The sequence below is a fragment of the Caulobacter sp. 10L414 genome (genome assembly GCF_056395525.1).
Map to the genome: position 1 here is coordinate 1 of NZ_JBFTJR010000050.1, position 26,257 is coordinate 26,257.

General features: G+C 69.6%; 29 protein-coding genes, 1 tRNA gene and 1 pseudogene. 15 read left to right on the forward strand and 16 right to left on the reverse strand.

Annotated elements, in window-relative coordinates; genetic code table 11:
- Nucleotides 1-819, forward strand: an 819-nt coding sequence (locus AC1DCG_RS18540) for an ATP-binding cassette domain-containing protein (protein ID WP_477041598.1), incomplete at its 5' end; no start/stop codon positions are given.
- A 135-nt stretch (nucleotides 820-954) separates the two neighbouring features.
- Here AC1DCG_RS18540 and AC1DCG_RS18545 read toward each other — a convergent pair.
- Together AC1DCG_RS18545 and AC1DCG_RS18550 are read right to left on the reverse strand one after the other, a co-directional pair.
- Nucleotides 955-1,485, reverse strand: a complete 531-nt coding sequence (locus tag AC1DCG_RS18545) for a nucleoside 2-deoxyribosyltransferase domain-containing protein (RefSeq protein WP_477027778.1) — start codon at nucleotides 1,483-1,485, stop codon at nucleotides 955-957.
- Between the two features lie 73 nt (nucleotides 1,486-1,558).
- A tRNA-Ser gene (locus AC1DCG_RS18550) sits at nucleotides 1,559-1,648 on the reverse strand.
- A gap of 157 nt (nucleotides 1,649-1,805) precedes the next feature.
- Here AC1DCG_RS18550 and msrA point away from each other — a divergent pair.
- Nucleotides 1,806-2,456: a peptide-methionine (S)-S-oxide reductase MsrA gene (gene msrA, locus AC1DCG_RS18555; protein ID WP_477027779.1), complete on the forward strand. Its 651-nt coding sequence runs from the start codon at nucleotides 1,806-1,808 to the stop codon at nucleotides 2,454-2,456.
- Nucleotides 2,456-2,803 carry an MmcQ/YjbR family DNA-binding protein gene (locus AC1DCG_RS18560; RefSeq protein ID WP_477027780.1) on the forward strand — a complete coding sequence of 116 codons (348 nt, stop codon included), beginning with the start codon at nucleotides 2,456-2,458 and terminating at the stop codon, nucleotides 2,801-2,803. Before msrA ends, AC1DCG_RS18560 begins: the two co-directional genes overlap by 1 nt.
- Before the next feature lie 139 nt (nucleotides 2,804-2,942).
- On the opposite strand, the gene AC1DCG_RS18565 is transcribed toward AC1DCG_RS18560, so the two are convergent.
- From AC1DCG_RS18565 to AC1DCG_RS18590, 6 genes are all read right to left on the reverse strand, one after another.
- Nucleotides 2,943-3,692 (reverse strand): DUF599 domain-containing protein, encoded by a 750-nt coding sequence (locus tag AC1DCG_RS18565; RefSeq protein ID WP_477041599.1) that lies wholly within the window; start codon nucleotides 3,690-3,692, stop codon nucleotides 2,943-2,945.
- 59 nt (nucleotides 3,693-3,751) lie between these two features.
- On the reverse strand, nucleotides 3,752-5,194 hold the full coding sequence (locus tag AC1DCG_RS18570) for an MFS transporter (protein WP_477027782.1): 1,443 nt from the start codon (nucleotides 5,192-5,194) through the stop codon (nucleotides 3,752-3,754).
- 74 nt (nucleotides 5,195-5,268) lie between these two features.
- The gene (locus tag AC1DCG_RS18575) at nucleotides 5,269-5,424 is read right to left on the reverse strand and encodes a DUF3309 family protein (RefSeq protein ID WP_058347217.1); all 156 of its coding nucleotides are present in this window, start codon (nucleotides 5,422-5,424) and stop codon (nucleotides 5,269-5,271) included.
- Nucleotides 5,425-5,525: 101 nt separating this feature from the next.
- Nucleotides 5,526-5,918, reverse strand: coding sequence for a DUF983 domain-containing protein (locus tag AC1DCG_RS18580; RefSeq protein ID WP_477027783.1), 393 nt, complete (start codon nucleotides 5,916-5,918; stop codon nucleotides 5,526-5,528).
- A gap of 297 nt (nucleotides 5,919-6,215) precedes the next feature.
- Nucleotides 6,216-6,350 (reverse strand): entericidin A/B family lipoprotein, encoded by a 135-nt coding sequence (locus AC1DCG_RS18585; RefSeq protein WP_101712307.1) that lies wholly within the window; start codon nucleotides 6,348-6,350, stop codon nucleotides 6,216-6,218.
- Nucleotides 6,351-6,451: 101 nt separating this feature from the next.
- Complete coding sequence (locus AC1DCG_RS18590) at nucleotides 6,452-7,021, reverse strand: beta/gamma crystallin-related protein (protein WP_477027784.1); 570 nt, start codon at nucleotides 7,019-7,021, stop codon at nucleotides 6,452-6,454.
- A 142-nt stretch (nucleotides 7,022-7,163) separates the two neighbouring features.
- On the opposite strand from AC1DCG_RS18590, the gene AC1DCG_RS18595 reads away from it, so the two are divergent.
- The 3 genes from AC1DCG_RS18595 to AC1DCG_RS18605 all read left to right on the forward strand — a co-directional run bounded on the left by AC1DCG_RS18595 (nucleotide 7,164) and on the right by AC1DCG_RS18605 (nucleotide 8,821).
- Complete coding sequence (locus tag AC1DCG_RS18595) at nucleotides 7,164-7,727, forward strand: Ig-like domain-containing protein (RefSeq protein ID WP_477027785.1); 564 nt, start codon at nucleotides 7,164-7,166, stop codon at nucleotides 7,725-7,727.
- Between the two features lie 84 nt (nucleotides 7,728-7,811).
- Complete coding sequence (locus AC1DCG_RS18600; protein ID WP_165256903.1) at nucleotides 7,812-8,291, forward strand: hypothetical protein; 480 nt, start codon at nucleotides 7,812-7,814, stop codon at nucleotides 8,289-8,291.
- 149 nt (nucleotides 8,292-8,440) lie between these two features.
- Nucleotides 8,441-8,821 carry a DUF4282 domain-containing protein gene (locus AC1DCG_RS18605; protein ID WP_165256901.1) on the forward strand — a complete coding sequence of 127 codons (381 nt, stop codon included), beginning with the start codon at nucleotides 8,441-8,443 and terminating at the stop codon, nucleotides 8,819-8,821.
- Here AC1DCG_RS18605 and AC1DCG_RS18610 read toward each other — a convergent pair.
- The 4 genes from AC1DCG_RS18610 to AC1DCG_RS18625 form a co-directional block, all read right to left on the reverse strand.
- Complete coding sequence (locus tag AC1DCG_RS18610; protein WP_477027786.1) at nucleotides 8,818-9,876, reverse strand: endo-1,4-beta-xylanase; 1,059 nt, start codon at nucleotides 9,874-9,876, stop codon at nucleotides 8,818-8,820. The two genes, AC1DCG_RS18605 and AC1DCG_RS18610, sit on opposite strands and share 4 nt — an antisense overlap.
- 201 nt (nucleotides 9,877-10,077) lie before the next feature.
- The gene (locus AC1DCG_RS18615; protein ID WP_477027787.1) at nucleotides 10,078-10,497 is read right to left on the reverse strand and encodes a flagellar export protein FliJ; all 420 of its coding nucleotides are present in this window, start codon (nucleotides 10,495-10,497) and stop codon (nucleotides 10,078-10,080) included.
- 26 nt (nucleotides 10,498-10,523) lie between these two features.
- The gene (fliI, locus tag AC1DCG_RS18620; RefSeq protein ID WP_058347208.1) at nucleotides 10,524-11,858 is read right to left on the reverse strand and encodes a flagellar protein export ATPase FliI; all 1,335 of its coding nucleotides are present in this window, start codon (nucleotides 11,856-11,858) and stop codon (nucleotides 10,524-10,526) included.
- Nucleotides 11,859-11,917: 59 nt separating this feature from the next.
- Nucleotides 11,918-12,919 (reverse strand): alpha/beta hydrolase family protein, encoded by a 1,002-nt coding sequence (locus AC1DCG_RS18625; protein WP_477041600.1) that lies wholly within the window; start codon nucleotides 12,917-12,919, stop codon nucleotides 11,918-11,920.
- A 116-nt stretch (nucleotides 12,920-13,035) separates the two neighbouring features.
- Between AC1DCG_RS18625 and AC1DCG_RS18630 the strand changes: the two genes are divergently transcribed.
- The 3 genes from AC1DCG_RS18630 (at nucleotide 13,036) to AC1DCG_RS18640 (ending at nucleotide 16,577) form a co-directional block, all read left to right on the forward strand.
- Nucleotides 13,036-13,821, forward strand: a complete 786-nt coding sequence (locus tag AC1DCG_RS18630; protein WP_477036438.1) for a LytTR family DNA-binding domain-containing protein — start codon at nucleotides 13,036-13,038, stop codon at nucleotides 13,819-13,821.
- A gap of 395 nt (nucleotides 13,822-14,216) precedes the next feature.
- Nucleotides 14,217-14,912, forward strand: coding sequence for a response regulator transcription factor CtrA (gene ctrA / locus AC1DCG_RS18635; protein ID WP_058347205.1), 696 nt, complete (start codon nucleotides 14,217-14,219; stop codon nucleotides 14,910-14,912).
- Nucleotides 14,913-15,164: 252 nt separating this feature from the next.
- Entirely contained in the window at nucleotides 15,165-16,577 is a 1,413-nt protein-coding gene (locus AC1DCG_RS18640; protein ID WP_477041601.1) for a peptidoglycan DD-metalloendopeptidase family protein, read from the forward strand.
- A 30-nt stretch (nucleotides 16,578-16,607) separates the two neighbouring features.
- Here AC1DCG_RS18640 and AC1DCG_RS18645 read toward each other — a convergent pair whose 3' ends face one another.
- The gene (locus AC1DCG_RS18645) at nucleotides 16,608-18,719 is read right to left on the reverse strand and encodes a phosphocholine-specific phospholipase C (protein WP_477027790.1); all 2,112 of its coding nucleotides are present in this window, start codon (nucleotides 18,717-18,719) and stop codon (nucleotides 16,608-16,610) included.
- 225 nt (nucleotides 18,720-18,944) lie between these two features.
- Here AC1DCG_RS18645 and AC1DCG_RS18650 point away from each other — a divergent pair, with 225 nt between their 5' ends.
- A complete protein-coding gene (locus tag AC1DCG_RS18650; RefSeq protein ID WP_477027926.1) occupies nucleotides 18,945-19,826 on the forward strand; it encodes a DMT family transporter in 882 nt (293 codons plus the stop codon).
- A 159-nt stretch (nucleotides 19,827-19,985) separates the two neighbouring features.
- Here AC1DCG_RS18650 and AC1DCG_RS18655 read toward each other — a convergent pair whose 3' ends face one another.
- Nucleotides 19,986-21,089 carry a Zn-dependent alcohol dehydrogenase gene (locus tag AC1DCG_RS18655; RefSeq protein WP_477027791.1) on the reverse strand — a complete coding sequence of 368 codons (1,104 nt, stop codon included), beginning with the start codon at nucleotides 21,087-21,089 and terminating at the stop codon, nucleotides 19,986-19,988.
- 221 nt (nucleotides 21,090-21,310) lie between these two features.
- Nucleotides 21,311-21,781, reverse strand: a complete 471-nt coding sequence (locus AC1DCG_RS18660; protein ID WP_165256886.1) for a chemotaxis protein CheW — start codon at nucleotides 21,779-21,781, stop codon at nucleotides 21,311-21,313.
- Between the two features lie 176 nt (nucleotides 21,782-21,957).
- Here AC1DCG_RS18660 and AC1DCG_RS18665 point away from each other — a divergent pair, with 176 nt between their 5' ends.
- From AC1DCG_RS18665 to AC1DCG_RS18685, 5 genes and pseudogenes are all read left to right on the forward strand, one after another.
- Nucleotides 21,958-22,341, forward strand: a complete 384-nt coding sequence (locus tag AC1DCG_RS18665) for a hypothetical protein (RefSeq protein ID WP_165256884.1) — start codon at nucleotides 21,958-21,960, stop codon at nucleotides 22,339-22,341.
- Between the two features lie 139 nt (nucleotides 22,342-22,480).
- Nucleotides 22,481-22,627: pseudogene (locus tag AC1DCG_RS18670) on the forward strand (hypothetical protein); the annotation flags it as partial.
- Between the two features lie 223 nt (nucleotides 22,628-22,850).
- Nucleotides 22,851-23,543 carry an MgtC/SapB family protein gene (locus AC1DCG_RS18675; protein ID WP_477027792.1) on the forward strand — a complete coding sequence of 231 codons (693 nt, stop codon included), beginning with the start codon at nucleotides 22,851-22,853 and terminating at the stop codon, nucleotides 23,541-23,543.
- 55 nt (nucleotides 23,544-23,598) lie between these two features.
- A complete protein-coding gene (locus tag AC1DCG_RS18680) occupies nucleotides 23,599-24,543 on the forward strand; it encodes a nucleoside hydrolase (RefSeq protein WP_477027793.1) in 945 nt (314 codons plus the stop codon).
- A 30-nt stretch (nucleotides 24,544-24,573) separates the two neighbouring features.
- Nucleotides 24,574-25,713, forward strand: coding sequence for an AAA family ATPase (locus AC1DCG_RS18685; protein ID WP_477027794.1), 1,140 nt, complete (start codon nucleotides 24,574-24,576; stop codon nucleotides 25,711-25,713).
- A 6-nt stretch (nucleotides 25,714-25,719) separates the two neighbouring features.
- On the opposite strand, the gene AC1DCG_RS18690 is transcribed toward AC1DCG_RS18685, so the two are convergent.
- Entirely contained in the window at nucleotides 25,720-26,214 is a 495-nt protein-coding gene (locus tag AC1DCG_RS18690; protein WP_477027795.1) for a DUF7919 family protein, read from the reverse strand.
- Nucleotides 26,215-26,257: the final 43 nt, after the last annotated feature.

A 26,257-nucleotide genomic window follows, 5' to 3' on the forward strand; every position in this document is an offset into this window, starting at 1 on the left:
GCCCTGGAACGCAAGGCCCGCCGCGACGCCGCCGGCAAGCGCTTCGCCGCCAGGGGCAGCGAGCCCAAGATCCTGCTGGGCGCCCGAGCCGAGCGGGCCGAGAACACCGGCGGCAAGGAGCGCCGCCTGGCCGAACGGCTGCAGGCCGGYGCCCGCGAGGCGGTGGAGACCGCGCAGGCCCGGGTCGAGCGCGCCCGGACCCTGGGCTTCGACCTGCCGCCGACCGGCCTGCCGGCGGGCAGGCTGGTGCTGGCCATGGACGAGGTCGGCTTTGCCTGGCCGGGCCGGCCGCCGGTGCTGGCGGGCGTGAACCTGCGGTTGGCCGGTCCCGAGCGGGTGGCCGTCGGCGGCCCCAACGGCGCGGGCAAGTCGACCCTGCTGAAACTCGCGGCCGGCGTGCTGGCGCCGACGGCGGGCGCGGTGACGCGCGGCGTCCCGGCCGTGATGCTCGATCAGTCGCTGGCGATCCTGCACGACGACGAGACGCTGCTTTCGGCCTTCCAGCGCCTGCATCCCAGCGCCGACCGCAACGCCGCCCAGGCCGCGCTCGCCCGCTTCCTCTTCCGCAACAGCGCCGCCGACCGTCTGGCGGGGTCCTTGAGCGGGGGCGAGCGCCTGCGCGCGGCTCTGGCCTGCGTGCTGGCCGGCCCGACCCCGCCGCAGCTCTTGATCCTGGACGAGCCGACCAACCACCTCGACCTCGACTCGGTGACGGCCGTGGAAGCGGCGCTGGCCGGCTACGACGGCGCGCTGCTGGTCGTCAGCCACGACGAGGATTTCTTGGCCGGGATCGGGGTGGAGCGGGCGGTGGGGCTCTAAATCCTCCCCCTGAAGGGGGAGGTGGCCCGGAGGGCCGGAGGGGGAAGTTGCTGCTGACGTTGAGGTGGTTTCTGGCTCACAGGTTAAAGCCCCCTCCGTCGGCTTCGCCGACACCTCCCCCTTCAGGGAGAGGGCCTACTTTCCCACCCGCGCCTTAACCTCGGCGATCAGGGCGTCCAGGCTCTCGACCTGCTTCACCCCGTACTTCTCGGCGGTGATGTCGACATTGCCCTTGCGCCAGAAGCCTTCGGGGCACAGCACCACCAGCTTTCCGCTGCGCGCGTGCAGGCCCATTTCCAGCAGGCTGATCGGCGCCTGCGAGCCGGGCGTCAGGTACAGCACGATAACGTCGGCGCTCTCCAGGGCGGCCAGTTCCCACTCGACCTGGCGGCGGAACTCGGGTTCCTGCGCGACCGGCTTCCAGGCCGGGTTCCAGTCGGGTCGGCGCGGATTGAGGATCACCACGTCCTGGTCGGCCAGGGCGGCGATCACCTGGGCCTGCCAGTCGACCGCCTTGCCCATGTCGATGCTGCCGCCCAGGAACACGCGCGGCTTGGCGTGCGCGGCGGGCAGGGGCTCGGGCGAGGTGACGACGGTCGGGGCGGCCAGGGCCGTGGTCGCCGTGGACAGGGCGATGGCGGCGGTGAGAAGAGCGGCGCGGATCATGCCGGGGTTCTACGCCGGACGCGCGACGGCGGCCACGAAACTCGACGAAACAGCGATTTCGAAGAGAAGGGCGTGGCGGTGAGAGAGGGATTCGAACCCTCGATAGAGTTTCCCCTATACACGCGTTCCAGGCGTGCGCCTTCAACCACTCGGCCACCTCACCAGCGCACTCGGGTCGGGGGCGGTTGAGACCCCCGGCGCGGGAAGGGGCGCAATATACTCAGGCAGCGACTCGTAGCAAGCGCCGTTACGGGATGAAAACGGACCTGCGACGACTTATATCGGCGGGCAAGGAACTCCCGCCTCCGAAAGGCCCCGCCATGCTGCTCAAGAAAAGCCTCGAGATGCCGACCGTCGACACCGCCCTGCCGGGGCGTGAGGCGGCGATCCCGACCGCCCAGACCCACTTCGTCAACGGCGCCCCGCTGAAGGGCCCCTATCCCGACGGCCTGGAGACGGCCGTGTTCGCCATGGGCTGCTTCTGGGGCGTCGAGCGCGTGTTCTGGAAGGTGCCGGGCGTGCTGGTCACCGCCGCCGGCTACGCCGCGGGCATCACCCCGAACCCGACCTATGAGGAGGTCTGCTCGGGCCGCACCGGCCACACCGAGGTGGTGCTGGTGGTGTTCGACCCCAAGGTCGTCACTTACGAGGCCCTGCTGAAGGTGTTCTGGGAGAACCACGACCCGACCCAGGGCATGCGCCAGGGCAACGACATCGGCACCCAGTATCGTTCGGGCATCTACGCCACCAACGACGCCCAGGCCGCCGCCGCCGCCGCCTCGAAGGAAGCCTACCAGGTCGCCCTGTCGGCCAAGGGCCTGGGCGAGATCACCACCGAGATCTCGGTGGCCGGTCCGTTCTACTTCGCCGAGGACTACCACCAGCAGTACCTGGCCAAGAACCCGGGCGGCTATTGCGGCATCGGCGGCACCGGCGTGACCTGCCCGATCGGCGTGGGCGTCGAGGCCTGATGAGCCCCGAGGCCTTTCACGCCGCCGCCATGGCGCAGCCCGCGGCGACCATGACCGTCCAGTGGGGCGACGACCAAGTCTACAAGGTCGGCGACAAGATGTTCGCCGTCATGGGACCGGGCGCGGCCCAGGGCGGGGTGTCGTTCAAGGTCTCGGACGTCGCCTTCGAGGTGCTGACGCAGACGGGGCGGGCGATCCCCGCCCCGTACCTGGCGCGCGCCAAGTGGGTGAAGCTGGACGACCTGGCCGCGTTCGACGACGCCGAAGTCGCCGACTGGCTGAAGACGGCGCATGCGCTGGTCGCGGCCAAGCTGACGAAGAAGGTCAGGGCGCAGTTGGGGCTATGAGAACCTCCCCCTTTGGGGGAGGCGGCCGGAGGCCGGAGGGGGGACGTTTTCAGCTGCTGAGAAGGCGGCCGATTTTGCAACGACTCCCCCCACCGATCGCTGCGCGATCGCCTCCCCCAGAGGGGGAGGTCCCTTAGATCTAAATCCGATCCTCCGGCGGTTCCTCCGCCTTGCTGCGCATGTGCGGGCCGTGCACCACCGGCTGGCGTTCGAGAATCTGGCGGACCTTGCGCACGGCCACCGAGGCGCGGCTGCGGCGCTGGCGCCAGACCAGCAGGACCAGCGCCCCGCCGCTGGCCGCCAGGAAGGCGTAGGGGCCCAGCAGCCAGGCCGCCGCCRCCAGGGCGAAGTAGTAGCCGCGAACACCCGCGTTGAAGGCTGACAGGGCCGGGTTGAGGATGCCGCCCGCGGCCTCGGCGTATTCGGCCAGCACGGCCGGCGGCGACCAGACGGGCGTCGCGCCGATGGCGGCCAGGCAATAGTTCATCTGGCGCAGGGCCCAGATGAAGTCGAGCAGTCCCCGGGCCAGGGTCAGCAAAACGAGGCCCAGCTTGACCTGGAACATCCAGGGCGCGGTCTTTTCCAGCACCTGCAGGCCCTCGACGCTCTTCAGCGCGGTGTCGCCGCCGAACAGCACCCCGGCGGCGGCGGCGATCAGGATCAGGTTCGACGAGGCGAAGAAGCTGGCCGAGTTGATGGCGTGGCCCAGGAGCTGGCCGTCCAGCAGGGCGACCTCGCGCACCGCCATCTCGGTCATCCACCGGCGGCGGATCACCGTCATGTCGGTGTTGATCAGGTTCTTGCCCTGGCCCAGGCGCCGCAGCAGCGGCTCGTAGAACAGCCAGGCGAAGACGAAGAGCCCGAGGGCCAGGATGTCGAGAATCGGCATGGTGGACGCTGCGAAGGAACGGGAGTCGACGACAGGGGATATCGGGCGGGGCGCGTCGGTCAATCCTCGGCGATCAGGCTGTGTCTTGCGGTGTCACGCAACAGGACCGAGACGACGAGGCCAACGGTCATGATCGCGGCGACATAGAGGTAGAAGCCGCTCTCGATCCCGCCGTGCTTGAAGGCCAGGCCGACCATCTCGGCGGTGCCGCCGAACAGCACGTTGGCCACCGCGTAGGGCAGGGCCACGCCCAGGGCGCGGACGTGGGCGGGGAACAGCTCGGCCTTCACGACGGCGCTGATCGAGGTGTAGCCCGACTGGAAGGTCATGCCGACGATGATCAGGGCCAGGGCGACGCCGATGGAGTCGGTGGCCGCGATGCCGCTCATGATCGGCCAGATGGTCAGGGCGCCGCCGGCATAGGCGGCGATCAGCAGCGGCTTGCGGCCGACCTTGTCCGACAGCCAGCCGGCGAGCGGCTGCATCAGCATGAAGACGATCATGCTGATCGCGCTGATCTCGGAGGCCGCGGCCTTCTCGAACCCGGCCGTGTTGACCAGGAACTTCTGCATGTAGGTGGTGTAGACGTAGAAGGTCAGCGAGCCGCCGGCGGTCAGGCCCATGATCATCAGGGTCTCGCGCGGGTGGCGGCGCAGCAGCGGCGCGATCAGCGTGGCGAAGAAGGCCACCAGGAAGGCGCCGGCCAGCACCTGGGGCGAAAGGCCCGGCCGGGCCAGCGCCCAGCCGCCGGCCGCCAGGGTCAGCGCGAAGAACAGGCTGGCGAGGTTGCGCTGGTGCTTGCCGATGCCCTCGGCCGGCTTGTCGGCGGCCTTGAACGAGGCGCTTTCGTCCAGGCCTCGGCGGATCCAGAACACCACCACGGCCAGCAGGGCGCCGATCACGAACGGGATGCGCCAGCCCCAGGCGGCCAGGTCGTCCTTGTGCAGCAGGCGCTGGAGGATGATCAGCACGCCCAGCGCGATCAGCTGGCCGGCGATCAGGGTCACGTAGTGGAAGCTGGACCAGAAGCCGCGACGGCTCTTGCCCGCCATCTCGCTCATATAGGTGGCGCTGGCGCCGTACTCGCCGCCCACCGACAGGCCCTGCAGCACGCGGGCGATCAGCAGCACGGCCGGTGCGAACAGGCCGATGGTCTTGTAGTCAGGGGTCAGGGCGATGATCAGCGCCCCGGCGCACATCAGCGACACCGAGACCGAAAGCGCCGCGCGGCGTCCCGAGCGGTCGGCGTAGTGACCCATCAGCCAGGCGCCGACGGGGCGGGCCACGAACCCCAGGAAGAACACCGCGGCCGCCTGCAGCAGCTGTACGGTCTGGTCGCCCTTGGGGAAGAAGTGCGGCGCGAAATAGAGGGTGAAGGCGGCGTAGGCGAACCAGTCGTACCATTCGACCAGGTTGCCGGCCGAGCCGCCGAGTATGGCCCGGGCGCGCTGGGCCGGGGTCAGGGAAACGGCGGCGGGCTGCGGCGCGGCGGCGTCGGTCATGCGGGCTCCCCTCGTCGGCTCGAGGCCGTTTGCGGAACCTTATGCGCGTTCGCCGCCGCGCTCCAAGAGGGGCGTCAGATCCTGCCGATGAGCACGAGGATGATGATGATCACGAGCACCAGGCCCAGGCCGCCGCTGGGGAAGTAGCCCCACGAGCGGCTGTGGCCCCAGGTGGGCAGGGCGCCGATCAGCGCCAGGATCAGGATGATGATGAGGATCGTGCCGAGCATTCGGGTCTCCCATGTTGACCGGCGAACCGCGTTCGGCGCGCCTGGACTTCGGGGAGGGAATGCGGCCTGTGCGGCGACGGTTCCGCCGTCGCTTGTTCGGCTCAGCCGCCGGGAGCGTCCTCGGCCTTGCGCAGGCCATTGGCCCACAGGGCGCCGATCACCGCGCCCTTGACGCGCGGCAGCAGCATCAGGGTAAGGGCCGCCAGCGGCAGGATGGTCAGCGGCGCGACCAGCCACGGCGAGGCCTGCCAGATGAACGGAAACAGCAGCAGCGGAGCCACGAACAGGTGGCCGACGATCAGGATCGTGAAGTAGGCGGGACCGTCGTCGGCGGGGTAGGCGGCCAGGTGATGGCCGCAGGCCTCGCAGTCGAACTCGACCTTCAGGTAGCGCGAATAGAGCTTGCCCTCGCCGCAGTTGGGGCAGCGATGGCGGACGCCTCTCTTCATGCCGGTAAGGAGGCTGGGTACGGGTCGCTCGTTCATGGCGTCCATATGGCTCCGGCGACGCTTCGCGCAAATGGCGCTTTCGGTCGCATGTGCGCTTTGGAAGCAGATATTCAGCCCGGATAAGGGCGAATGCCGAAAGAATTCATCCTGCGCGATCGTCGCGCGCGAATGAATTTGCCGGCAGGGTTAATGGTTGGCAGCTTCCGGTTAAGCTTTCTACGTCGAACGTCGTCATGCGACTTTACTTGCCGCGACGATGGCAAGTGTGGCGCAGCATTGCGGCCAGGATGGGGCGGGCGGCGCGCTTGCCTGACGGCCGGGCGCGCCGGCGCTGACAGGGCCCTACTTGGCGTCGCGAGCGGTGTCGGCGACCGCGCGGCCGGCGGCCGAGACGTCGCGGCCCACGCCTTCGATGGTGTTGCAGGCCGAGACCAGCAGGGCGGCCGCGGCGGCGGCGAGGACGATGATCTTGCGCATGGGCGTTCCCGAAATGAAAAGGCGCGCGGAGCTTAGCCGCCCCGCGCGCCGCTTCAAGGTCGAGTTCTCGACCAAATTAGGGCGGGCGAATGAGGGCCGGATCAGCGAATCCGGCGGATCGAGCTGACGCGGTCGTTCATGTCGCGCGGGAACACGCCCATGTCGGCCGACACCCGCCAGCAGCGGCCGCGGTAGTAGGCGTCGTCGCAGAGTTCCCACTCGCCGCGCCGGATCTGGATCGACGAGGCCTTGTCGTTGAAGCCGATCTGCACGAAGTCGGGCATGTCGCCACGCACTTCGTAGGCGCGGCCGCCGTAGCCGGCGTGCTCGAAGATCACCGCGTCGGCGCCGCGACCGCCGCCCCATCCGGAGCCCGAGCCGCCAGGACCGCCGGGACGGCCGCCGCCGCGGACGCAGACCAGGCGGCCGTCCTGGTTCTCCATTTCACGGCAGTCGGCGCTGGCGGTCGACCACTGCCAGCGGCCGCGACGGTCGCGGCACTCGGCGCTGATCTCGCCGCGGCGGACGTTGATGTTGCGGCAGCTCTGCTCGTAGGAGCCGCGCGGGCGCTCCTCGTGGCGGTCGCCGCGGCCGGGGCCCTGGGCGAGGGCGGGGGCCGTCGTGGCGGCGAGGGCGCTCGTCGCGGCGATCAGGGCGATGGCGGTGCGCATGGCGAAGGTCTCCCGAAAGGCCGGCGTCGAGGCCGGTTGATGCGGCCAAGCTAGTATCGCCTCGCGTGAACGTCACCTGAATGAAAACCTTGTAACGAAAGGGTGGGCCGTCTCGTCGAACGGCGCCTTGAGAAGGCCGCGCTTGATTGCCATTCTCCGGGGCATGCGCATCGCCGTCTCCGCCCTTCCTGTCCTGGCCGTCCTCGCTGTCGCGGGCGGCGCGTTCGCGCAAGTCACGCGGCCCGAGCCGACGCCGGTCTCGCCGGTGACGGTGATGCCGCCCACCCAGCCGCCGAAGGTGACCGCCACCTGGCCCGCGGCCGGCGAGACCGTGGCCCCTGGGATCCTGGTGCTGAAGGTCAGCTTCGACCAGAAGATGCTGCCGGGCGGCTGGAACTACGCCGCCGCGGCGGGCGGCGAGAAGCCCGAATGCGTGCGCGCGCCCCGCCTGCTGAACGACGGAAAGACCTTCGTCCTGCTGTGCAGCACCAAGCCCGGCAAGAGCTATGCGGTCGCCTTCAACGCCGTGCGCGAGGGCGGCTTCGCCAACGAGGCCGAGAACCCCGCCCTGACCGCGGAACTGGCGTTCACGACCAGCAAGGATCCCTCGGTCTACACCCTGAAGTCGGCCATGAAGGCCGCCGGCCTGAAGGACGACGAGGCCCCGATCCAGGAAGCGCCCAAGCTCGTCGCCACGACCCCGTGAGGTCGCGATCACGCGTTGTTTCGGAACCGTTACAAACCGGGCTGCGTTGGTTGATCGGGCAGGGGCCCTCCGACGGAGCGCATTATGAAGACCAAGTTTGCTTACCTCGCCGCCGCCGCGACCCTTTCGCTGGCCGGCGCCGCTTACGCTCAAGACGCCGCTCAACCGCCGGCCGATCCGGCCGCCGCTTCGCAGCCGTCGACCACCACGGCCCAGCCGCCGGAGTCGACCACCAGCAGCACCACCACGACCACCACCACCACGGCTCCGGCTGACAGCAGCGCCGCCGCGGCCAGTTCGGCCGGCACGCCGTCGTCCGCCAACGTCTCGGCCGACGTCGCCGTCGGCACCGAGATCAAGGACCCGGCCGGCGCGGTGGTCGGCACCGTCAGCGGGACCTCGACGGGCGCCGACGGCTCGGCCAACGTTGTCGTCAGCAGCGGCGACAAGAAGTTCGCCCTGCCCAAGGCCAGCCTGAGCGCCGGCGCCGACGGCAGCGTCAGCACCACGGCCACCAAGGCCCAGATCGACGCGGCCCTGGCCGGCGCCGCCGCCCCCAAGTAACGGGGCGAAGGTCGGGGACGAAATAACAGCGTCCCTTCTTCCGAACACGCACGAGGCCCGCCCGGCATTGCCGAGCGGGCCTCACGCTGCTAGCGATGCAGCGTAAACTTCGGCGGTCTCCGCCAGTCCGCTGACATGAGGTGTGTCGGATGGCTCCGGCCAGGAAATCCAAGGCGCGTGGTTCTGGCGCGTTGTTCTGGGATCTGTTGACCTTCGACCGACTGGTGACCGGGCCGGTCATCCACCTGATATACTGGGCGGGCCTGGGCGTCGTGGCGCTGTTCGCCTTTTCCGTCGTCGGCGCGGCCGTGGGCCTGGCGCTGAAGGAGCGCGGCGTGGCCTCGCTGCTGCTGGCCTTCCCGGTGCTGATCGCCGGCCTGCTGGTCGCCGCGGGCCTGGTGTTGCTGTGGCGCGCCTTCTGCGAGTTCTACGTCGCCGTCTTCCGCATCAGCGAAGACCTGCGCGCCCTGCGCCAGGCCAACGACGCCGACCACGCGGTGGCCACCAGCGTGCGCGGCCCGGGCGCCTAGCCCCGCCTGAACGCCTCGACCAGCGCCGCCGCGGCCGCCTTGGGGCGGCCGGCGTCGTCGAACGGCGCGGGGGCGTCGCTGGCGTTTTCCTTCTTCAGCCACGAATCCCCGTCGCGCAGGCCCCACAGGGTGAAGGCGAAGCGCTGGCGCTGCGGCAGGGCCATGAACGCCTCGGCCGCCTCGCCGTAGGTGCGGGCCTGGCGGCGCTCCAGCTCGGCGCGGCCCAGCAGCTTGTTGTCCGAGCGCGTCAGCGAGACGTCGAGTTCGGAGAGGTGGATCGGCAAGCCAAGGCTCGCCAGGTCCTTCATCATGGTGGTGATTTCGCCGGGGCGAATGTCGGCGGCGACGTGCATCTGGGTTCCGATGCCGGTCAGCGGCGCGCCGGACGCCAGCAGGCGCTCGGCCAGCTTCAGGAAGGTCGCCCGCTTCCGGGGCATGTATTCGAGATTGTAGTCGTTGAGCAGCAGCGTCGCGCCGGGATCGGCCTCGCGCGCCGTGCGGAAGGCCAGGGCGATGTGCTCGAAGTCGCCCAGCCGTCTGGACCACAGGCTGGTCCGCCAGCCGTCGCCGTCTTCGGCCACGGCCTCGTTGACCACGTCCCAGCCGACGACCTTGCCGCGATAGCGCCCGGCCACGGCCAGGATGTAGTTGCGATAGGCCTGCTCGAAGCTGACCCGGTTCTCGTCCAGCCGCTCGAAGGCGTCGGGGGCCTGGGCGTACCAGACCAGCACGTGGCCCAGCAGCGCCATGCCGTTGGCCGCGGCGAAGGCGGCGATCCTGTCGGGGGCGTCGAAGCGGAACGAGCCGTCCGGCTGGACGATGTATTCCATCTTCATCTGCCACTCGGGCGTCAGCTGATTGACCTGCCGGCGCAGCAGGGCGGCAAGCGCCGGATCGTCCAGGTGCAGGGCCTGCACCGAGGATCCGACCCGGAACGGCGCGATCGTCTTCAGCGGCGGCAGGTTGGCCGGAACCGGCTGGCTCTGCGCCGTCTGGCCGCAGGCGGCCAGCGCCAGGCTGGAGCCGAGCACGGCGCGGCGTGAGACGTCGGACATGGCGGGCTCCCCAGGCGTTGGACGCGAGGAAAGCACGGGGAGGTTGGGGAAGGGTGAAGGCGAAAATCCCTCTCCCCTTGCGGGAGAGGGTGGCCTCCGAAGGAGGTCGGGTGAGGGGTCTCTCAGAAGTATGCGGAGAGGCCTTTCGACCCCTCATCCGTCGGCTTCGCCGACACCTTCTCCCGCAAGGGGAGAAGGAATTTACCGCCCGCCCATCGCCGCGCGGCGCAGGCCCAGTTCGTCCAGGGCGGCCATTTCCAGCTTGCCGACCTTCTTGATCATCGCCGCCTTGGCGGTCTCGGCGACGTGCTCGTATTTCTTGAGGTTCTCGAAGGCCAGCGACAGGGCGTCGCGGGCGCCGGTTTCCTCGATGCTGATCTGGTCGATCTCCAGCAGGGTCTCGGCGCGGCGCACCTCCAGGCCCTTGCGGTAGCCGATCATGTACCAGCCGGCCGAGGCGTCGCCCTCGGCGTTGCGGATCTCGATCTCGGCCTCGGCGTCCATCGTGGCCAGCTTCATCTGCGCGGCCTCGCGGCGGTCGACCACCTCGGCCAGGCGCTTCTGCAGCGTCTCGACCTCGTGGTTCGAGATGCGGATCAGGGAGGCGGCCCACTTGGTCATGCTGGGTTACTCGACACGCTGGCGCTTCAGGCGGCGCTTTGGAGAATCTGGCCGAGGAAGTTGAACGAATCGTCAAGACTCGTGGCTTCGTCGGGGTTCTGGCTGAGGAAGGCCTCGACCGCCGGATTGAGCTGGATGGCCCGGTCGACCGTGGGGTCGGCGCCGGCGCGATAGGCGCCGATGCGGATCAGCTCTTCCATGTTGGAGTAGGCCGACAGCACCTGGCGGGCCGATTTGACGATGTCGCGCTCGTGCGGCAGCTGGCAGCCCGGCATGGTCCGGCTGATCGACTTCAGCACGTTGATGGCCGGGAAGCGGCCGCGCTCGGCGATCGAGCGCTCCATGACGATGTGGCCGTCGAGAATACCGCGGGCGGCGTCGGCGATCGGCTCGTTGTGATCGTCGCCGTCCACCAGCACGGTGAAGAGGGCGGTGATCGGGGCTGCGGTGGTGCCGTCGGCGCGGATGGGCCCGGGGCCGGCGCGCTCGAGCAGCTTGGGCAGCTCGGTGAAGACGGTGGGCGTATAGCCCTTGGTGGTCGGCGGCTCGCCGGCGGCCAGGCCGATCTCGCGCTGGGCCATGGCGAAGCGGGTCACCGAGTCCATCAGGCAGAGGACCTCTTGATCCTGGTCGCGCAGGAACTCGGCGATGGCCAGGGTCATGTAGGCGGCCTGGCGGCGGGTCAGGGCCGGCTCGTCCGAGGTGGCGACCACGACGATGGCGCGGCGCAGGCCTTCCTCGCCCAGGGTCTCTTCGATGAACTCGCGCACCTCGCGGCCGCGTTCGCCGATCAGGCCGACGACGACGGCGTCGCAGGTGGCTTCCTTGGCCAGCATCGACAGCAGCACCGACTTGCCCACGCCCGAGCCGGCGAAGATGCCCAGGCGCTGGCCGCGGCAGGTGGTGGTGAAGACGTTCATCGAGCGCACGCCCAGGTCCAGGCGCTCGCCCACCCGGCCGCGGGCGTGGGCCGGCGGCGGAGGCGTCTTCAGCGGGTAGGGAACCTCGCCCTGGGGCAGCGGGCCCAGGCCGTCGATCGGCTCGCCAAAAGCGTTGATGATGCGGCCCAGCCACGCCTTGGTCGGACGCACGGTGGCGCCCTCGGGCATGATGCGGATCTCGGCGCCGGGGGCCACGCCCTCGACCGGGCCGAAGGGCATGAGCAGGGCGCGGGTCTCGCGGAAGCCGACGACCTCGGCCGGCAGGGTCGGGGCGCCGATGCGCTCGATCTCGACCCGGGCGCCGACCGCCAGGCGCGTCAGGCCGCCGCGAGCCTCGATCAGGAGGCCGTTGACGGCCGCCACGCGTCCGAAGACGGTCAGCGGGTCAAGACGTTCGACGGCGGCGATGAGACTGCGCAAGACGGCTCCTGGAAGCGACCCGCGCAGACTCGGCCATCATGGTTAATCGGGCATGAAATTCAGCGTTCGCCGAGGCCCAACTGGGTGGCGAAGAATGTCGCAACCCGGGCGTTGAAATCGGCGTGGAAAGCCGCCCGGTCGAAGCCCGGAGCGCTTGCGCACAAGGGGCTGGGCAGCTGTTTGGCCGCCTGCGGGCCGCACGGCGCCAGGAAGTCGAAATGTCGCGCCCCCGCCACGACGCGGTATTCGTGGGCGCGGGGCAGGACGCGGTGCACGGCCTCGGCGTAGTCCTCGCCCGGCAGGATCTCGTCGTCGCCCGCCTTCCACAGCTGCAGCGGCTGGGTGACGTCCTTCAGGCCCTCGCGGCCGAACGAGAAGCCCAGGGCCGGAGCGGCCGAGACCACGGCCTTGATCCGGGTGTCGTGGGTCCAGGTCGCCGCCAGGACGCTCGCCGGCAGCGGCTTTCCGGCGCTGAGGCGGCAGTCGTAGTTGGTCGGGTGTTTCTGGCAATGCGCCGGGAAGGTCGCCGCCAAGTTCGGCTCGCCGCCGGCCGCCGCCAGCACGGTGAAGCCGCCCGACGAGAAGCCGAAGGCGCCGACCTTCGCAGCGTCGATCCGCTCGTGCATCGGCGAGGCGCCCAGCATGTAGCCGATCAGCACGGAAAGCTGGCGGGGGCGTTCGGCCATCTCCAGCGCCCGGCTCTGGTCGCGGTAGTTGTCGCCGGTGTGGGTCAGGGCGGCGACGACGAAGCCCTTCCTCACCAGCGCGGCGGCGGTGTCGTAGTGGCCGCCGAACCAGCCGCCGTTGCCGTGCGACATGACCACCAGCGGCAGGCCTTTGCCGGAAACCGGCGCGCCGACGGCGACGGGCAGGCTCTCCATGCCGCCGGCCGGCGCGGTCTCGGCCGCGTCGGTGGGATACCAGACCCCGACTTCGATCGGCGGACCGGCGGGATCGGGCGCGGAAAGGCGCATGAAGCCGACATGCGGCTCGGCGGCATGAGCGGCGCCGGCCAGGGCCAGCGTGGCGAGCAGGGGAAGAAGAAGGCGAGGGGAACGCATCGTCGGCTCCGGTTGTCGATGCCTCCTCGATGTGGCCGAAAGCCTTGCGCCGCCACGCCCCGTGCGTGAACGGGCGAACGGGTTCGCGAAACGGCGAACGGCGCTATAGATCGGCCATGAGCGTCTCCGCCCCCATCAGGCCTCCTGTTCTGGGAACCGCCCGCGAATGGGCGATCGACCTTTCCGTCGCCACGGCGGTGGGGGTGTTCCTGGGCGTGGTCGGGCCGTTCGGCAGCTACTTCAACGGCTCGGTCCTCGTGCGCGCGTTCTATTGGACGGGCTGTTTCTGGGCCGGGATCGTGATCTTCGGCCTTTCGATCCGCTTGGCGATCGCCGGGGCCGAGCGGTTAAAAATCCCGGCCTGGGTGATGGTCGGCGGCGCGATCCTGGTCGGTTGCGGCCTGCAGACGGCGATCGTGGCGCCGCTGGCCACGAGCCTGTGGCCGTTCCTCAAGCGCCTGTCGCCGCTGGACTGGTACGGCCAGTGCCTGGCGATCTCGGCCCCGATCGCGGCGGGTTTCACCTGGCTGCGCGCGCGCCTGCAGGCCGCGCGCGTGGTCCCGGTGATCGCCGGCCCGACGGCCGAGCCGTCATTGGTCTCCTCGGCCGTCCTCTATCTGAAGATGGAAGACCATTACGTCCGGGTCTGCACGCAGACCGGCTCGCGCCTGGAGGCCGGGCCGCTGGCGCGGGTGCTGGCGGGACTGTCAGGCCTGGACGGCCTGCAGGTGCATCGCTCGTGGTGGGTGGCGCGGCGGGCCGTCGTCGGGGTCGAGCGCGACGGCCGCAACCTGCGCCTGCGGCTGGTCGACGGCGAGGCTGCGCCCATCGCCCGGGCCTCGGTGGCCCGCCTGCGGGCGGCCGGCTGGCTGACGGACGGGGAATCGGCCGCGACCGGGTGACGCGGAGATCGCCCGCTCAAGCTTTCGACCGCACGCGGAAGGCGAAAAAATGGGTGGGAAATTCTCGCGACAGAACGCCGCAATCTCGCCCTAAAGACGAACGGCGCCTTGAGGCTTCTTAACGCGGTAACGACGTCCGATCCCCTGTTAACCCTTGGGTTTGCTGGCTTTTCACCATGCCAAGGCAGAGCTTGAAAACCGCCTGCGGCCAATGTGCGCAACGGTTTTCTGGGCGCTTGCACCCGATTCGCAAATCATATTAACCATTTCGCCAGACGACGCGTTCACCATTAACCAGTCTTAAATTAACTGTCCGCCAGACTGGTGGACGGGTTTCACCGGCGGTTGTCCGCCTAGCTGTCGAATAAGCGCCGCCTCAGGGCGGGGAGGGTTTCATGCGGGTACTGTTGATCGAGGATGACAGCGCCACCGCGCAGACGATCGAGCTGATGCTGAAGTCGGAAGGCTTCAACGTCTACACGACCGACCTGGGCGAAGAAGGCGTCGACCTGGGCAAGATCTATGACTACGACCTGATCCTGCTCGACCTGAACCTTCCCGACATGAGCGGCATCGACGTGCTGCGCACCCTGCGCGTGGCCAAGGTCAACACGCCGATCATGATCCTGTCGGGCACGGCCGAAATCGACACGAAGGTTAAGACCTTCGCCGGCGGCGCCGACGACTACATGACCAAGCCCTTCCACAAGGACGAGATGATCGCCCGCATCCACGCGGTGGTCCGTCGTTCGAAGGGTCACGCCCAGTCGGTCATCAAGACCGGCGACATCATCGTCAACCTGGACGCCAAGACGGTGGAAGTGAACGGCAACCGCGTTCACCTGACCGGCAAGGAATACCAGATGCTGGAGCTTCTCTCCCTGCGCAAGGGCACGACCCTGACCAAGGAGATGTTCCTCAACCACCTGTACGGCGGCATGGACGAGCCGGAACTGAAGATCATCGACGTCTTCATCTGCAAGCTGCGCAAGAAGCTGGCGGCCTCGGCCCAGGGCAAGCACCACATCGAAACCGTCTGGGGCCGCGGCTACGTGCTGCGCGACCCGAACGAGCAGGTCAGCGCCGCCTGATTTTTCGCCCGCGCGAAACCCGAAATTCGACAGAAGACGCCCGCTGCTCGCAGCGGGCGTTTTTCTTTGCGCGTTCGCGTTTCCCGTGCCCCGCCAACGGGTTAACCATATCCGTGACAAAAGGTCCAAAGCACCGGATAGTCCTTGATCGGCGGCCCTCGCGCCGTCATGTTCCGGCCCGACGATTGCTGGGGGGCTTCCCGGCCGTGCCGTTTCTGTACGAAAACGGCATCGCTACCGAACGGGGGACCGATGCAGGAATTTGATCCGCGACGCCCGACGTTGCGTCTCGCGCCGCGGCTATTCACCGCCGTCGCCGGCCTGGCCGCCTTGGCCCTGGGCTGGAAGCTGACGGCGGGCGACGCCCCGTCGACCGTGGTGGCCGCCCATGCGCCGCTGGACGCGGCCGCCATGGTGGCCCTGCAGCACGTCGCCTTCGCTCAAGCCGAGGCCCAGCCCGGCTTCGATCGCCCCGAGACCGTTTCCGTCAAGGTCCGCCCCGGCGAGACCCTGCAGGGCGCGGTGCAGCGTTCCGGCGTCGGCGCCGACGAGGCCAGCCAGGTGGTCAGCACGCTGCAGAGCGCCATGGACACGGTCAACATCAAGGCCGGCATGGCCTTCGAGGCCGCCATCGCCCGCCGCCGCGACAACGACCGCGGCCCGGCCCGCCTGGTCGGCCTGTCGATGCGCACCAGCCCGTCCTCGACCGTCACCGTGTCGCGCACCTTCGACGGCGCGCTGAAGCTGCGCGAGATCGAGGAAGAGGTCCGCGACGAGACCAAGGTCTCGTGCGGGGCCATGAACGGCTCGTTCTACGAGAGCGTGGCGGCCGTCGGCGGCAGCCCGGCCGTCATCAGCCAGGCCGCCAAGCTGTTCTCGCACAAGATCGACTTCTCGCGCGACATCAAGGACGGCGACCAGTTCTGCCTGGTGTTCGACCGCAAGGTCACCGAGAGCGGCCGCACCATCGAGGCCGGCGACCTGGAGTACGCCGAGGTCAAGGGCCAGCGCTTCTACGCCTTCGAGCGCGACGGCAAGACCCAGTTCTTCGACGAGAGCGGCAAGAACATCAAAGGCTTCCTGCTGCGCACCCCGGTCGACGGGGCCCGCATCACCTCGACCTTCGGCATGCGCCGCCACCCGATCCTGGGCTACGCCCGCGGCCACAAGGGCGTCGACTTCGGCGCCGGCACCGGCACCCCGATCCTCGCCGCCGGCGACGGCGTGGTGCTGGAGGCCAAGCGCTGGGCCGGCTACGGCAACTGGCTGCGCATCCGCCACGCCGGCAACTGGGACACCGGCTACGCCCACATCTCGCGCTACGCCAAGGGCATCCGCCCGGGCATGCGCGTCTCGCAGGGCCAGGTCGTGGCCTATGTCGGCTCGACCGGCATGTCGACCGGCCCGCACCTGCACTACGAGGTCTGGCTGAACGGCCAGCGCGTCAACCCGATCGGCGCCAAGGTGCCGCAGGGCACGGTGCTGTCGGGCGGCGAACTGGCGGCCTTCAAGGCCAAGAAGGCGCGCGTCGACACCCTGCTGGCCMAGGCCGGCCGCGAAGACAGCAACTACGCCCAGGCCTCGAACGCGACCGCCTCCAGCAAGGACACCCCGCGCCTGGCCCTGGCCGAGCTGAAGTCGCCGAATACGAGCCGGCTGCGCTAACTGAACCCTCTCTCTTTGAGAGAGGGAAACTCAGAATCTCGCCGGACCGCCCATCAACGGATCGCTGACCGAGTCCTGGCCCGTCTCGACCCGGCCGGCCGCGCGGCGACGCCAGGACGGCGCCTCGTCGCAGCGCGCCGACAGATCGTACCAGCCGCGATCGGTCTTCCAGTCGCGCGTGCGGGTCTCGCCGGCCTTCAAGGTCGTGCGCCAGGCCTTGCCCGGCAGGCCCTCGACGGGCGCGATCGTCACGGTGCGCGCTTTCGGCCCGGCGTTGGTCAGGCGCGCCGTGACCGAGCGGCCGTCGACGGCCGGAGCGACCGTCAGTTCCAGTCCATCGGCTGGATCGCCGGCGAAGCCGCGGTGAAAACCGTTCGGCCCCAGCAGCCACAGATCGTAGCCGCCGGCCGGCCAGGCGTCCGCGAGACGTCCGCCCGCGCCCAGCGTGTAGCGCCGCGAGGGCTGGTCCAGTCGCAGCCGGTCATAGACGTGCAGCACCGCGCCCGCTTGGCCGAGGTTGGCGAGCTGCAGCGCGATCGCGCCGTCCTTGATGCTCGCGCCGATCTCGAACCGGTAGGGCAGGGCGCGGGAAGGCCGCTTGCCCCGGGCCTGGACCGGGGCGACGGGCGTCGCCGGGGTCGGCGGGGTGGTGGTCTGCTTGAGGGCGGCGGCTCGCCTTGCGCCTTCCGCCGTCGGCGGAAGGGGGGCTTGAGGTCGATGGTTCGGGGTCTTGAAGTCGAAGCACGAGGTCAGGTCGCCGCACACCGCCCGTCGCCAGGGCGAGATGTTGGGCTCGGCCACGCCGAACCGCGCCTCCAGGAAGCGGATCACCGAGGTGTGGTCGAAGACCTGGCTGTTGACGAAGCCGCCGCGGCTCCAGGGCGAGATCACGTACATCGGCACGCGTGGGCCCAGGCCGTAGGGGCGGCCCATCAGGTGGTCGCGCTCGGCCTTGGCCTCGGTCGGATTGCGCACGAGGTGATACTCGCCGGCCGTCTCCACCGTCGAGCCGCCCAGCGCCCTGCCGGCGGCGTCGCGCGACGGCGGGGCCGGCGGGGGCGCGTGATCGAAGAAGCCGTCGTTCTCGTCGAACATCACCAGCAGCGCCGTCCGCGCCCAGGTCGCGGGATCAAGGGTCAGGGTCTCGATCACCCGGGCGATGTAGTGCGCGCCCTGGGCGGGGCTGGACGGACCCGGATGCTCGGAATCGGCGGCCGGGGCGATGATCCACGAGACCTGGGGCAGGCGGCCGGCCAGAACGTCCTGGCGCAGTCCGTCCAGATGCCAGGTCGACAGGGCCAGGTCCTTGAGACGCCCATCCGATCCCGGCGCGCCGGCATGGGCGTCGCGATAGGCTTTGAACCCGGCCAGCGGGTTGTCGGTGAAGTTGTCGGCCATGTCCTGGTAGATGCGCCAGCCGACCCCGGCCTTCAGCAGCCGTTCGGGATAGGTGGTCCAGCGGTAGGACTCCGGCGCGCCGCCCTTCTCGGGCAGGTCGTCGTGCGAGTTCGAGATCGACGGTCCGCCCGCCTCGCCGAGGCCGTCGTTGGTTCCGGTCCACAGGAACAGCCGGTTGGTGTTGGTGCCGGTCTGGGTCGAGCAGTGATAGGCGTCGCAGAGCGTGAAGCCGTCGGCGAGAGCGTGCTGGAACGGGATGTCGGCCCGCGTGAAGAAACCCATCGAATGGGGATGCTTGGCTACCGGCCAGCGGTCCATGCGGCCCTCGTCCCAGGCGTCTTGCGCGTCGGCCCAGCCGTGCGGCGTGCCTTCCACCCGCATGTGGGCGAAGGTCTCCGTGGTGTTCAGCGGGAAGGGCGCGATCAGGTCGGGGCCGCCCGCCTGGCCGCCCGCCTCACCGTAGGCCTGCAGGAACACCGTACCGTCCTTGCGGCCTGGCGCGTCGCGCGCCGGGATCGGGAAGCGGTCGCCAAAGCCGCGCACGCCGGCCAGGGTTCCGAAATAGTGGTCGAAGCTGCGGTTCTCCTGCATCAGGATCACCACGTGCTGCACGTCGGCGATCGTGCCCGTGCGGACGTCGGCGTCGATCGCGGCGGCGCGGGCCAGGGTCGAGGCGAGGAGGGCGGGCAGGGCGCCGGCGGCGGCCCCGCCCAGCAGCAGGCCGCGGCGATCGATGTCAGGCAAGGCGAATCTCCCCGTTTGCTTCGCCGCCGGTAGCACGGCGGGTCTGGCGGTCTCGTGACAGTTGGCGCGCGCGGTTGAAGCCCGGCGGCGAGGAGCCTAGAAGCTGGGCGCAGACATGATCGCCGCTCCGCCTTCCCGCGGGGCGGCGATGCTTTTTTCGACAAGGCCGCCTTCGTGACTTCCCCCCGCGCCGACCTCTACAGCGACCGCCGCTTCGTCATCGGCATGGCGGTGCTGTGCTGCCTGCTGTGGGGCAGCGCCTTTCCGGCGGTGAAGGCCGGCTATGCGCTGCTGCACGTGGCCAAGGCCGACACCGCCGCCCAGATGCTGTTCGCCGGCTGGCGCTTCCTGGCCGCGGGGGTGATCCTGCTGGTGCTGGCCGGCCTGTCGCGCAAGCCGCTGGTTCCGCCGCGCGACCAGGCGCCCAAGGTGCTGGCCCTGGGGATCGTCCAGACCACGGTGCAGTACGTGTTCTTCTACATCGGCCTGGCGCACGCGACCGGCGTGAAGTCGTCGATCATGAACTCCACCGGCGCTTTCTTCGGCGTGATCCTGGCCCACTTCCTCTACGCCAACGACCGTCTGACCCCGCGCAAGGCGCTGGGCTGCCTGCTCGGCTTCCTGGGCGTGCTGGCGGTGAACCTTGGGGGCAAGGGGCTGGATTTCGAATTCACCCTGCTGGGCGAGGGCTTCGTGGTCATCGCCGCCTTCGTGCTGGCGGCGGCCTCGATCTGGGGCAAGACCATCTCGCAGAAGATGGACGCCATGGTCATGACCGGCTGGCAGCTGGCCATCGGCGGCGCGGCCCTGCTGGGGATCGGCTTCGCGTTCGGCGGCCGGCTGGAAGGCTTCGACATCCGCTCGCTGGCGCTGCTGGCCTACATGGCCGGCCTGTCGGCGGCCGCCTTCGCCCTGTGGAGCCTGCTCATGAAGCACAACCCGGTCGGCATGCTGGCGGTGTTCAACTTCCTGATCCCGGTGTTCGGGGTGCTGCTGTCGGCCCTGTTCCTGCACGAGCCGGTGCTGGCCTGGAAGAACGCCGCCGCCCTGGCCCTGGTCTGCGGCGGGATCTTCCTGGTGACGCGGGCGGGGCGGAAGAAGGGGTAAAGCCGCCATTTTCCCGTCATTCCCGCCCTTGTGGCGGGAACCCCTCTGTCCGCCGCAAGTGCAGGCGAGGCGGCGTGCTCGGCACGCCGCTGGCGTCTCTCGTGCCAACTGAACCAGGGTTTCCCGCCACAAGGGCGGGAATGACGGGAAGTTTAGAGATCAGTCAAACACGATCACCGAGCGCGCCAGCTCGCCGCGCTTGAGTTCCTCGAAGGCGTCGTTGACGTCTTCCAGCTTGATGCGGCGGGCGATCAGCTCGTCCAGCTTCAGCTTGCCGTTCATGTAGAAGTCGACGAAGCGCGGCATGTCCACCGGGAAGCGGTTGGAGCCCATGTAGCTGCCCTGGATCTTCTTTTCGCCCAGGAAGTCGGGGCCGTGCAGCTCGATCATCGTGCCGACCGGGATCATGCCGATGATGTTGGCCGTGCCGCCCCGGCGCAGCATCTTGAACGACTGCTCGGCGGTGGCCTTCAGGCCGATGGCCTCGAAGCTGTGGTGCACGCCGCCGCTGGTCAGTTCCTGCACCTGCTTGACCACGTCGCCGTCGTTGGCGTCGATCACGTCCGTCGCCCCGAAGGTGCGGGCCAGGGCCAGTTTCGAGGGCTGGCGGTCGATGGCGATGATGCGGCCCGCGCCGGCGATGGCCGCGCCGTTGATGGTGGCCAGGCCCACGCCGCCGCAGCCGATCACGGCCACCGTTTCGCCCGGCTGGACCTTGGACGTGTGGATCACCGCGCCGATGCCGGTGGTCACCGAGCAGCCGATCAGGGCGGCGCGGTCGAAGGGCATGTCCTTGCGGATGGCCACGCAGGCGTGCTCGTGCACCAGCATCAGCTCGGCGAAGGACGACAGGTTCAGGAACTGGGCCATCGGGCCGCGCCCGCCGGCGGCGTTCAGGTCTTCCTTGAAGAGGCGCGGCTCCGAGCCCTTGGGCCGCTTGGTCTCCGAGCTGGTGCACAGGCTCATGTGGCCGGTGAGGCAGACCTCGCAGTGGCCGCAATAGACCGACAGGCAGGTGATGACGTGGTCACCGACCTTGACGGTGCGAACCTCGTCGCCGACCGCCTCGACGATCCCGGCGCTCTCGTGGCCCAGCACGGCGGGCAGGGGATGGGGATAGGAGCCTTCGACGAAGTGCAGGTCGGAGTGGCAGACGCCGGCGGCCTTGGTGCGGATCAGCACCTCGCGCGGGCCGGGCTTGCCGATGGCCACGTTCTCGATGACGAGGGGCTTGCCCACCTCGCGCAGCACCGCAGCCCTCATCCGCTCGTCTCCCGCTTTATGGTTGTGCGGCAGACCCTAGCCCCGGCGGAGGGGCGAGCGGAAGAGGCTATCGAAACATTTGTTTGAAGCGGCGGTTCGGTGCGTCCTTCGCGGCCCGCTGCGCGGGCGCCTCAGGATGATGAGAAAAGTGCAATCTGTCCCTCATCCTGAGGTGCGACCCGAAGGGGAGCCTCGAAGGACGCAGGGAATTTCAGGCAGGCTTAAGCCGCGATGGCGATCGGGCGCTCGGGCAGGATGGCGTCGACGGTCAGCAGCACCACCATGGCGCTTTCCGTCGTGACCACGGCCGAGACCAGGGCCGAGGCTTCGTCGCCCACCGACGGCGGCGGGCTGATCTGGCTGGCCTCGACGATGAAGCTGTCGCAGACCGCGTCGACCAGCAGGCCGGCGACGTCGCGGCCGTTCTCGACGACGATGATCACCTGGCGCGGGCCGTCCTGGGCGGGACCCTTGCCGAGGCGGGCCGACAGGTCGATGACCGGCATCACCTGGCCGCGCAGGTTGATGACGCCGCGCACGTGCGGCGGGGCGTCGGGCAGCGGGGTGGGGGGCGTGACGCCGCGGATCTCGCGCACCGTGCCGACCGGCACGCAGTAGGTCTGGGCGCCCACTTCGAACGACAGCACCTGCAGGGCTTCGCCGGGGGTGTAGGCCGTGTTGTTGCTCGACATCGCTTGGTCCGCCTTCGTCGCGTCGATGGCCTTCTGGCCACGTTCAAGGACAAGCATCGCGCAGAAAGGTGAACAAAAAAGGCGCCTTGGGCCTCCGTCTACCTGACAGGATCGTTCACACGGGGTTCAGGCGCGGACGCGCAGGCTTGGGACAAGCTTTTCCGAAGGAGGCCGCCATGGCTTTCAAACCGTTCAAGATCCTCGGCGGCGCGGCCGCCGGCCTGGCCGCCCTGACCATGATCGCCGCCAGCACCCAGGCTTCGGCCGACGACTGGCGCCGTGGTCGCCACTATCACCGCGATCGCGGCAACGACGCCGCGGCCGCCGCCATCGTCGGCGGCATCGTGGGCCTGGCCATCGGCTCGTCGCTGAACAACGACCGCCGGGGCGACCGCTATTACGGTCGTCCGGCCTATGGCTACGACTACGGCTATCGCGCCCCGCCGCCGCGCTACTACGGCTACGACTACGGTCCGCGCCGCCATCGCAGCGACTGCTGGACCACGCGAGACTACGACCGCTACAGCGGCACGGTCTACGAACGCACCGTCTGCCGCTAAGGCCTTTCAGCCCCGGCGCCGAACCCTCGGCGTCGGGGCTTGTCATTGAGAACAAAAAATGAACATTGTGGCGCTCCCGGTTCTTGAAGAGGCCACCGCCATGTCCGTCGCCGCCGCTGTTCCCGACCGCCAGGAAGTGGCCCTGGCCGCGCTGCTGGGCGCCTGGCGCACCCTGCGCGCCGCCGGCCTGGAGGAGGCCGAGGTCCAGGCCCTGTTCCACCAGATCGMCGATCGTCCCGAGGACATCGCCCGCCGCCTGCGCAAGATGGTCAACGGCTTCAGCTGACTTTTTCGAAGGGGCGCGCATCCGTCTCGCGACGGCCGCCGTAGCTGCGAACATGGAGGCGGCGTCCACGTGAAGACGTCGCCCTGCCGCGCGCCCGCCGACCCCCGTCCCCCACCCTGGAGGCGGGCGAGCCGGGGTTCCTTCCGCCTCTCCCCCCGTTTGGAGGCGGAAGGGCCTTGGGCGAGCCGGCGAACCTCTTGCCCCGCTTGGCCGTTTCACCGCCATGGACGGCGTCTCCCTGCAATATGTTCTGCCCGTGCTGGGCGCTCTGGCGGCCGGCGCCGTGGTCGGGTTCGAGCGCGAGTACCGCTCGCGGCCGGCGGGCCTGCGCACCCACATGCTGGTGTCGCTGGCCTCGGCTCTGCTGATGCTGGCGGCCGTGCACCAGTTGAAGTGGATGGGCGACACGCCGCTGGAGACCGTGCGCATCGACCCCGTCCGCATGGCCCATGGGGTGCTGACCGGCGTGGGTTTTCTGTGCGGAGGGGTGATCTTCCAGCAGGGGGTGTCGGTCCATGGCCTGACCACGGCGGCCTCGCTGTGGATCACCTCGGCGCTGGGCATGCTGTTCGGCATGGCGCTCTACGACCTGGCGATCGCGGGCACGGTGCTCAGCGTGGTGGTGCTCAGCGCCGCCCGCTGGCTCGACCGCCACATGCCGCAGAAGAACTATGCCGACATCGCCGTGCGCTTCCGCCGCGAGGCCCTGGTCGACGAGGCGCAGTTGCGCGGGTTGCTGGCGAGCTTCGAGCTGGAAGGCGGCCGCATCAACCAGCGACTGATCGGCGGCGGGGCGCTGTTCGAACTGGCTGGATCGTTCTCTGGAAAGGGGACGCTGCGACTGGGCGAGCTGGCTCGGCGCCTGGAGGAGGACCAGCGGGTGGTCGAGTTCGACATCCTGCCCAGAAAGGACTGAACGGCGCTCGCCGACGGCTTCCGGGCGCGCCCGCTGATCGGTTATGATCGGGGCCATGGCGCTTCGTCTGCACATCGACACCGACTGCGGCGTGGACGACGCTCTCGCCCTGGCCTTGCTGGCGCGGGCCCGCGAGATCGTCGAGGTGGGCTCGGTGTCGGCCGTGTTCGGCAACACCTATGTCGACCAGGCCGCGGCCAATGCGCGGGGCGTGCTGCGCCTCGCCGGCTGCGCGGCCGAGGTCTATATCGGCGCCGGCGCGGGCCTGGCCCGGCGTCGGGTCGAGCGGATGCGCCCGGCCCACGGTCCCGACGGGCTGAACGGGGCGGGCTTTTCCCAGCGCTGGAAACTGCCGGAACTGGATCGCGGCCACGGCGTCAGCCTGCTGGCCTTCCTGGCGCGGCGACGGGTGAAGGGCCTGTTCCTAGGGCCGCTGACCAACCTGGCGCTGGGCCTGCTGGACGATCCGGCCGCCTTCCGCGGCTGGTCGCCGACGATCATGGCCGGCGCCTTTTCCGTGCAGGGCAAGGCCGCCGGCGGTGCCGACTTCAACAGCTGGAGCGATCCCGAGGCCCTGGCCCGGATCCTGGAGGCGGGGGTCAAGCCGCGCCTCGTGCCGCTGGACGTCACCAGCCAGGTGACCATCACCGCCGCCGACCTCGACAGCGGCGCGCGCTGCTGCGGCAGTCCGCTGTCGGTGCGGCTGACCCGCGCGGCGGGGCCGTACATTGCCTTCCACCAGAAGGCCTGGGGCGCGGAGGGCTGCCACCCCCACGACGCCGTCGCCGCCGCCAGCCTGGCGGCGCCCGAGGCCTTCGCCTTCGAGCCGGCGCGCCTGCGGGTGATCCTCGACGGCGAACGCCAGGGACGCATCGAGCGCGTCGAGGGCGAGCCCAACGCCGAGGTCTGCGTGGGCGTCGACGCTCCGGCGGTGCGGGCGCTGATCCTCAAGGCCCTGTTCGGCTGGGTGGAGTTGGCGGAAGCGTCCGGCGCGCTCTAAGTTCGGCACATCCTTAGCGCGAGTCGATGCATGAGCCTGACGGCCCGGGACTTCAAAGCCGAAGGCTATCGCTCGCTCATGCGGGTGGCCTATCCGTTCTCGGATCTCGACGTCTTCGTCGGCGCCAACGGCGTGGGCAAGAGCAACCTCTACGGCGCGCTGGAACTGCTGCGGTCGGCCGCGGCGAACACCCTGGCCGGCGACCTCGTGCGGCAGGGCGGCCTGCAGTCGGCGCTGTGGGCTGGGCGGCGTCGCGGCCAGCCGGAACTGACCCTGGCCGTCGGCCTGGAGCACGGCGCGACCGTCTATCGCTACGAGGTGGTGGTCGGCTTTCCGCAGAGGGTGACCGCCGCGGCTTTCGAGAACGAGCCGCAGATCAAGACCGAGAGCCTGTCGCTGGTCACCCGCGCCCGCACGGTGCGGCTGCTGGACCGCAAGGGCGCGTCGGTCATGGCGCGCGACGGCGACGGCCGGCCCGCCGACCTCGACATCGATCTGCTGCCGTCCGAGACGGTGCTGGGCCGGCTGGAGGATCCCTCGCGCTATCCCGAACTGGACGCCGTGCGCCGCACCCTGCTGCAGTGGCGGTTCTATCACGGCCTGCGCACCGACGCGGACTCGCCGCTGCGCCGGCCCTGTCCCGCTGTGGCGACCCCGACCCTGGCCTCTGACGGCGCCGATCTGGCCGCGGTGTTCGCCACCCTGGCCCATATCCGGCAGGACACGGCCGACCTGGACGAGGCCGTCGACAGGGCCTTTCCGGGCGCGCGCCTGCACATCCCGGCGCCCGGTCGCTGGGCGAGTTTCGGCCTCACCTATCCAGACTTCCCCCAGCGCCTGTTCGAGGCCGCGGAGCTGTCGGACGGCACCTTGCAGTTCCTGGGCCTGGCCGGGGCGCTGCTGTCCTATCGTCTGCCGCCGTTCATCGCCCTGAACGAGCCCGAGGCCAGCCTGCATCCCGACCTGATGGAGCCGCTGGCCTCGCTGATCGTGCGGGCCGCCCGTCGCTCGCAGGTCTGGCTGGTCACCCACTCGCGCGAACTGGCCGACGCTGTGGCCGCCAGCGGCGCGGGCAAGGTGCGCACCGTGCTCAAGCGCGGCGGCGCGACCCAGATCGAGGGGCTGACCCGTTTCGGCGCCTTCAACGACGACGAAGACGAGGAGGACTGAACGGTCCTATTTCGGCTGGTTGGCGATCTCGGACAGGGTGGCGAGCAGCTGCGCCTTTTCCTTGTCGTCGCCGATCACGCCGATGGTCAGGCGGGGCTTGTCGCTGGACGGATGATCCTCGATCACGGCGTCAATGAACTGCCGGGGCGGCAGGTAGCCGTGCTCGCGGATGTAGTGGGCGATCATCACCGGCGCGGCGTAGACGGCGCCGTCGCGCCCGACGACCCGGATCTCGCCGTCGCCCATTCTTTCCGGGAGCGGCTTGATGAACTCCATCCCGTTGCGGATCTCCGTTTCCGGAGGCGGGCAGAACTCGCACAGGTGGCTGCCCCGAAAGAGGTTCACCGGCGACTGCGCCCGTTGGTCGATCCTGGCGAGGAAGCCCTCGGGGCAGGGCCCTTGGGAATAGTCGCGGGCGCTCGACAGCCAGCCGACGTTGTAGACGCCGACCTCGACGATCCCCTTGCCGTAGCTGTAGGGGCTCAGATCCGGAAAATACACGCGCCTGTCCTCCGATCTTTCAAATGCGCGGGGGCGCCGCCAT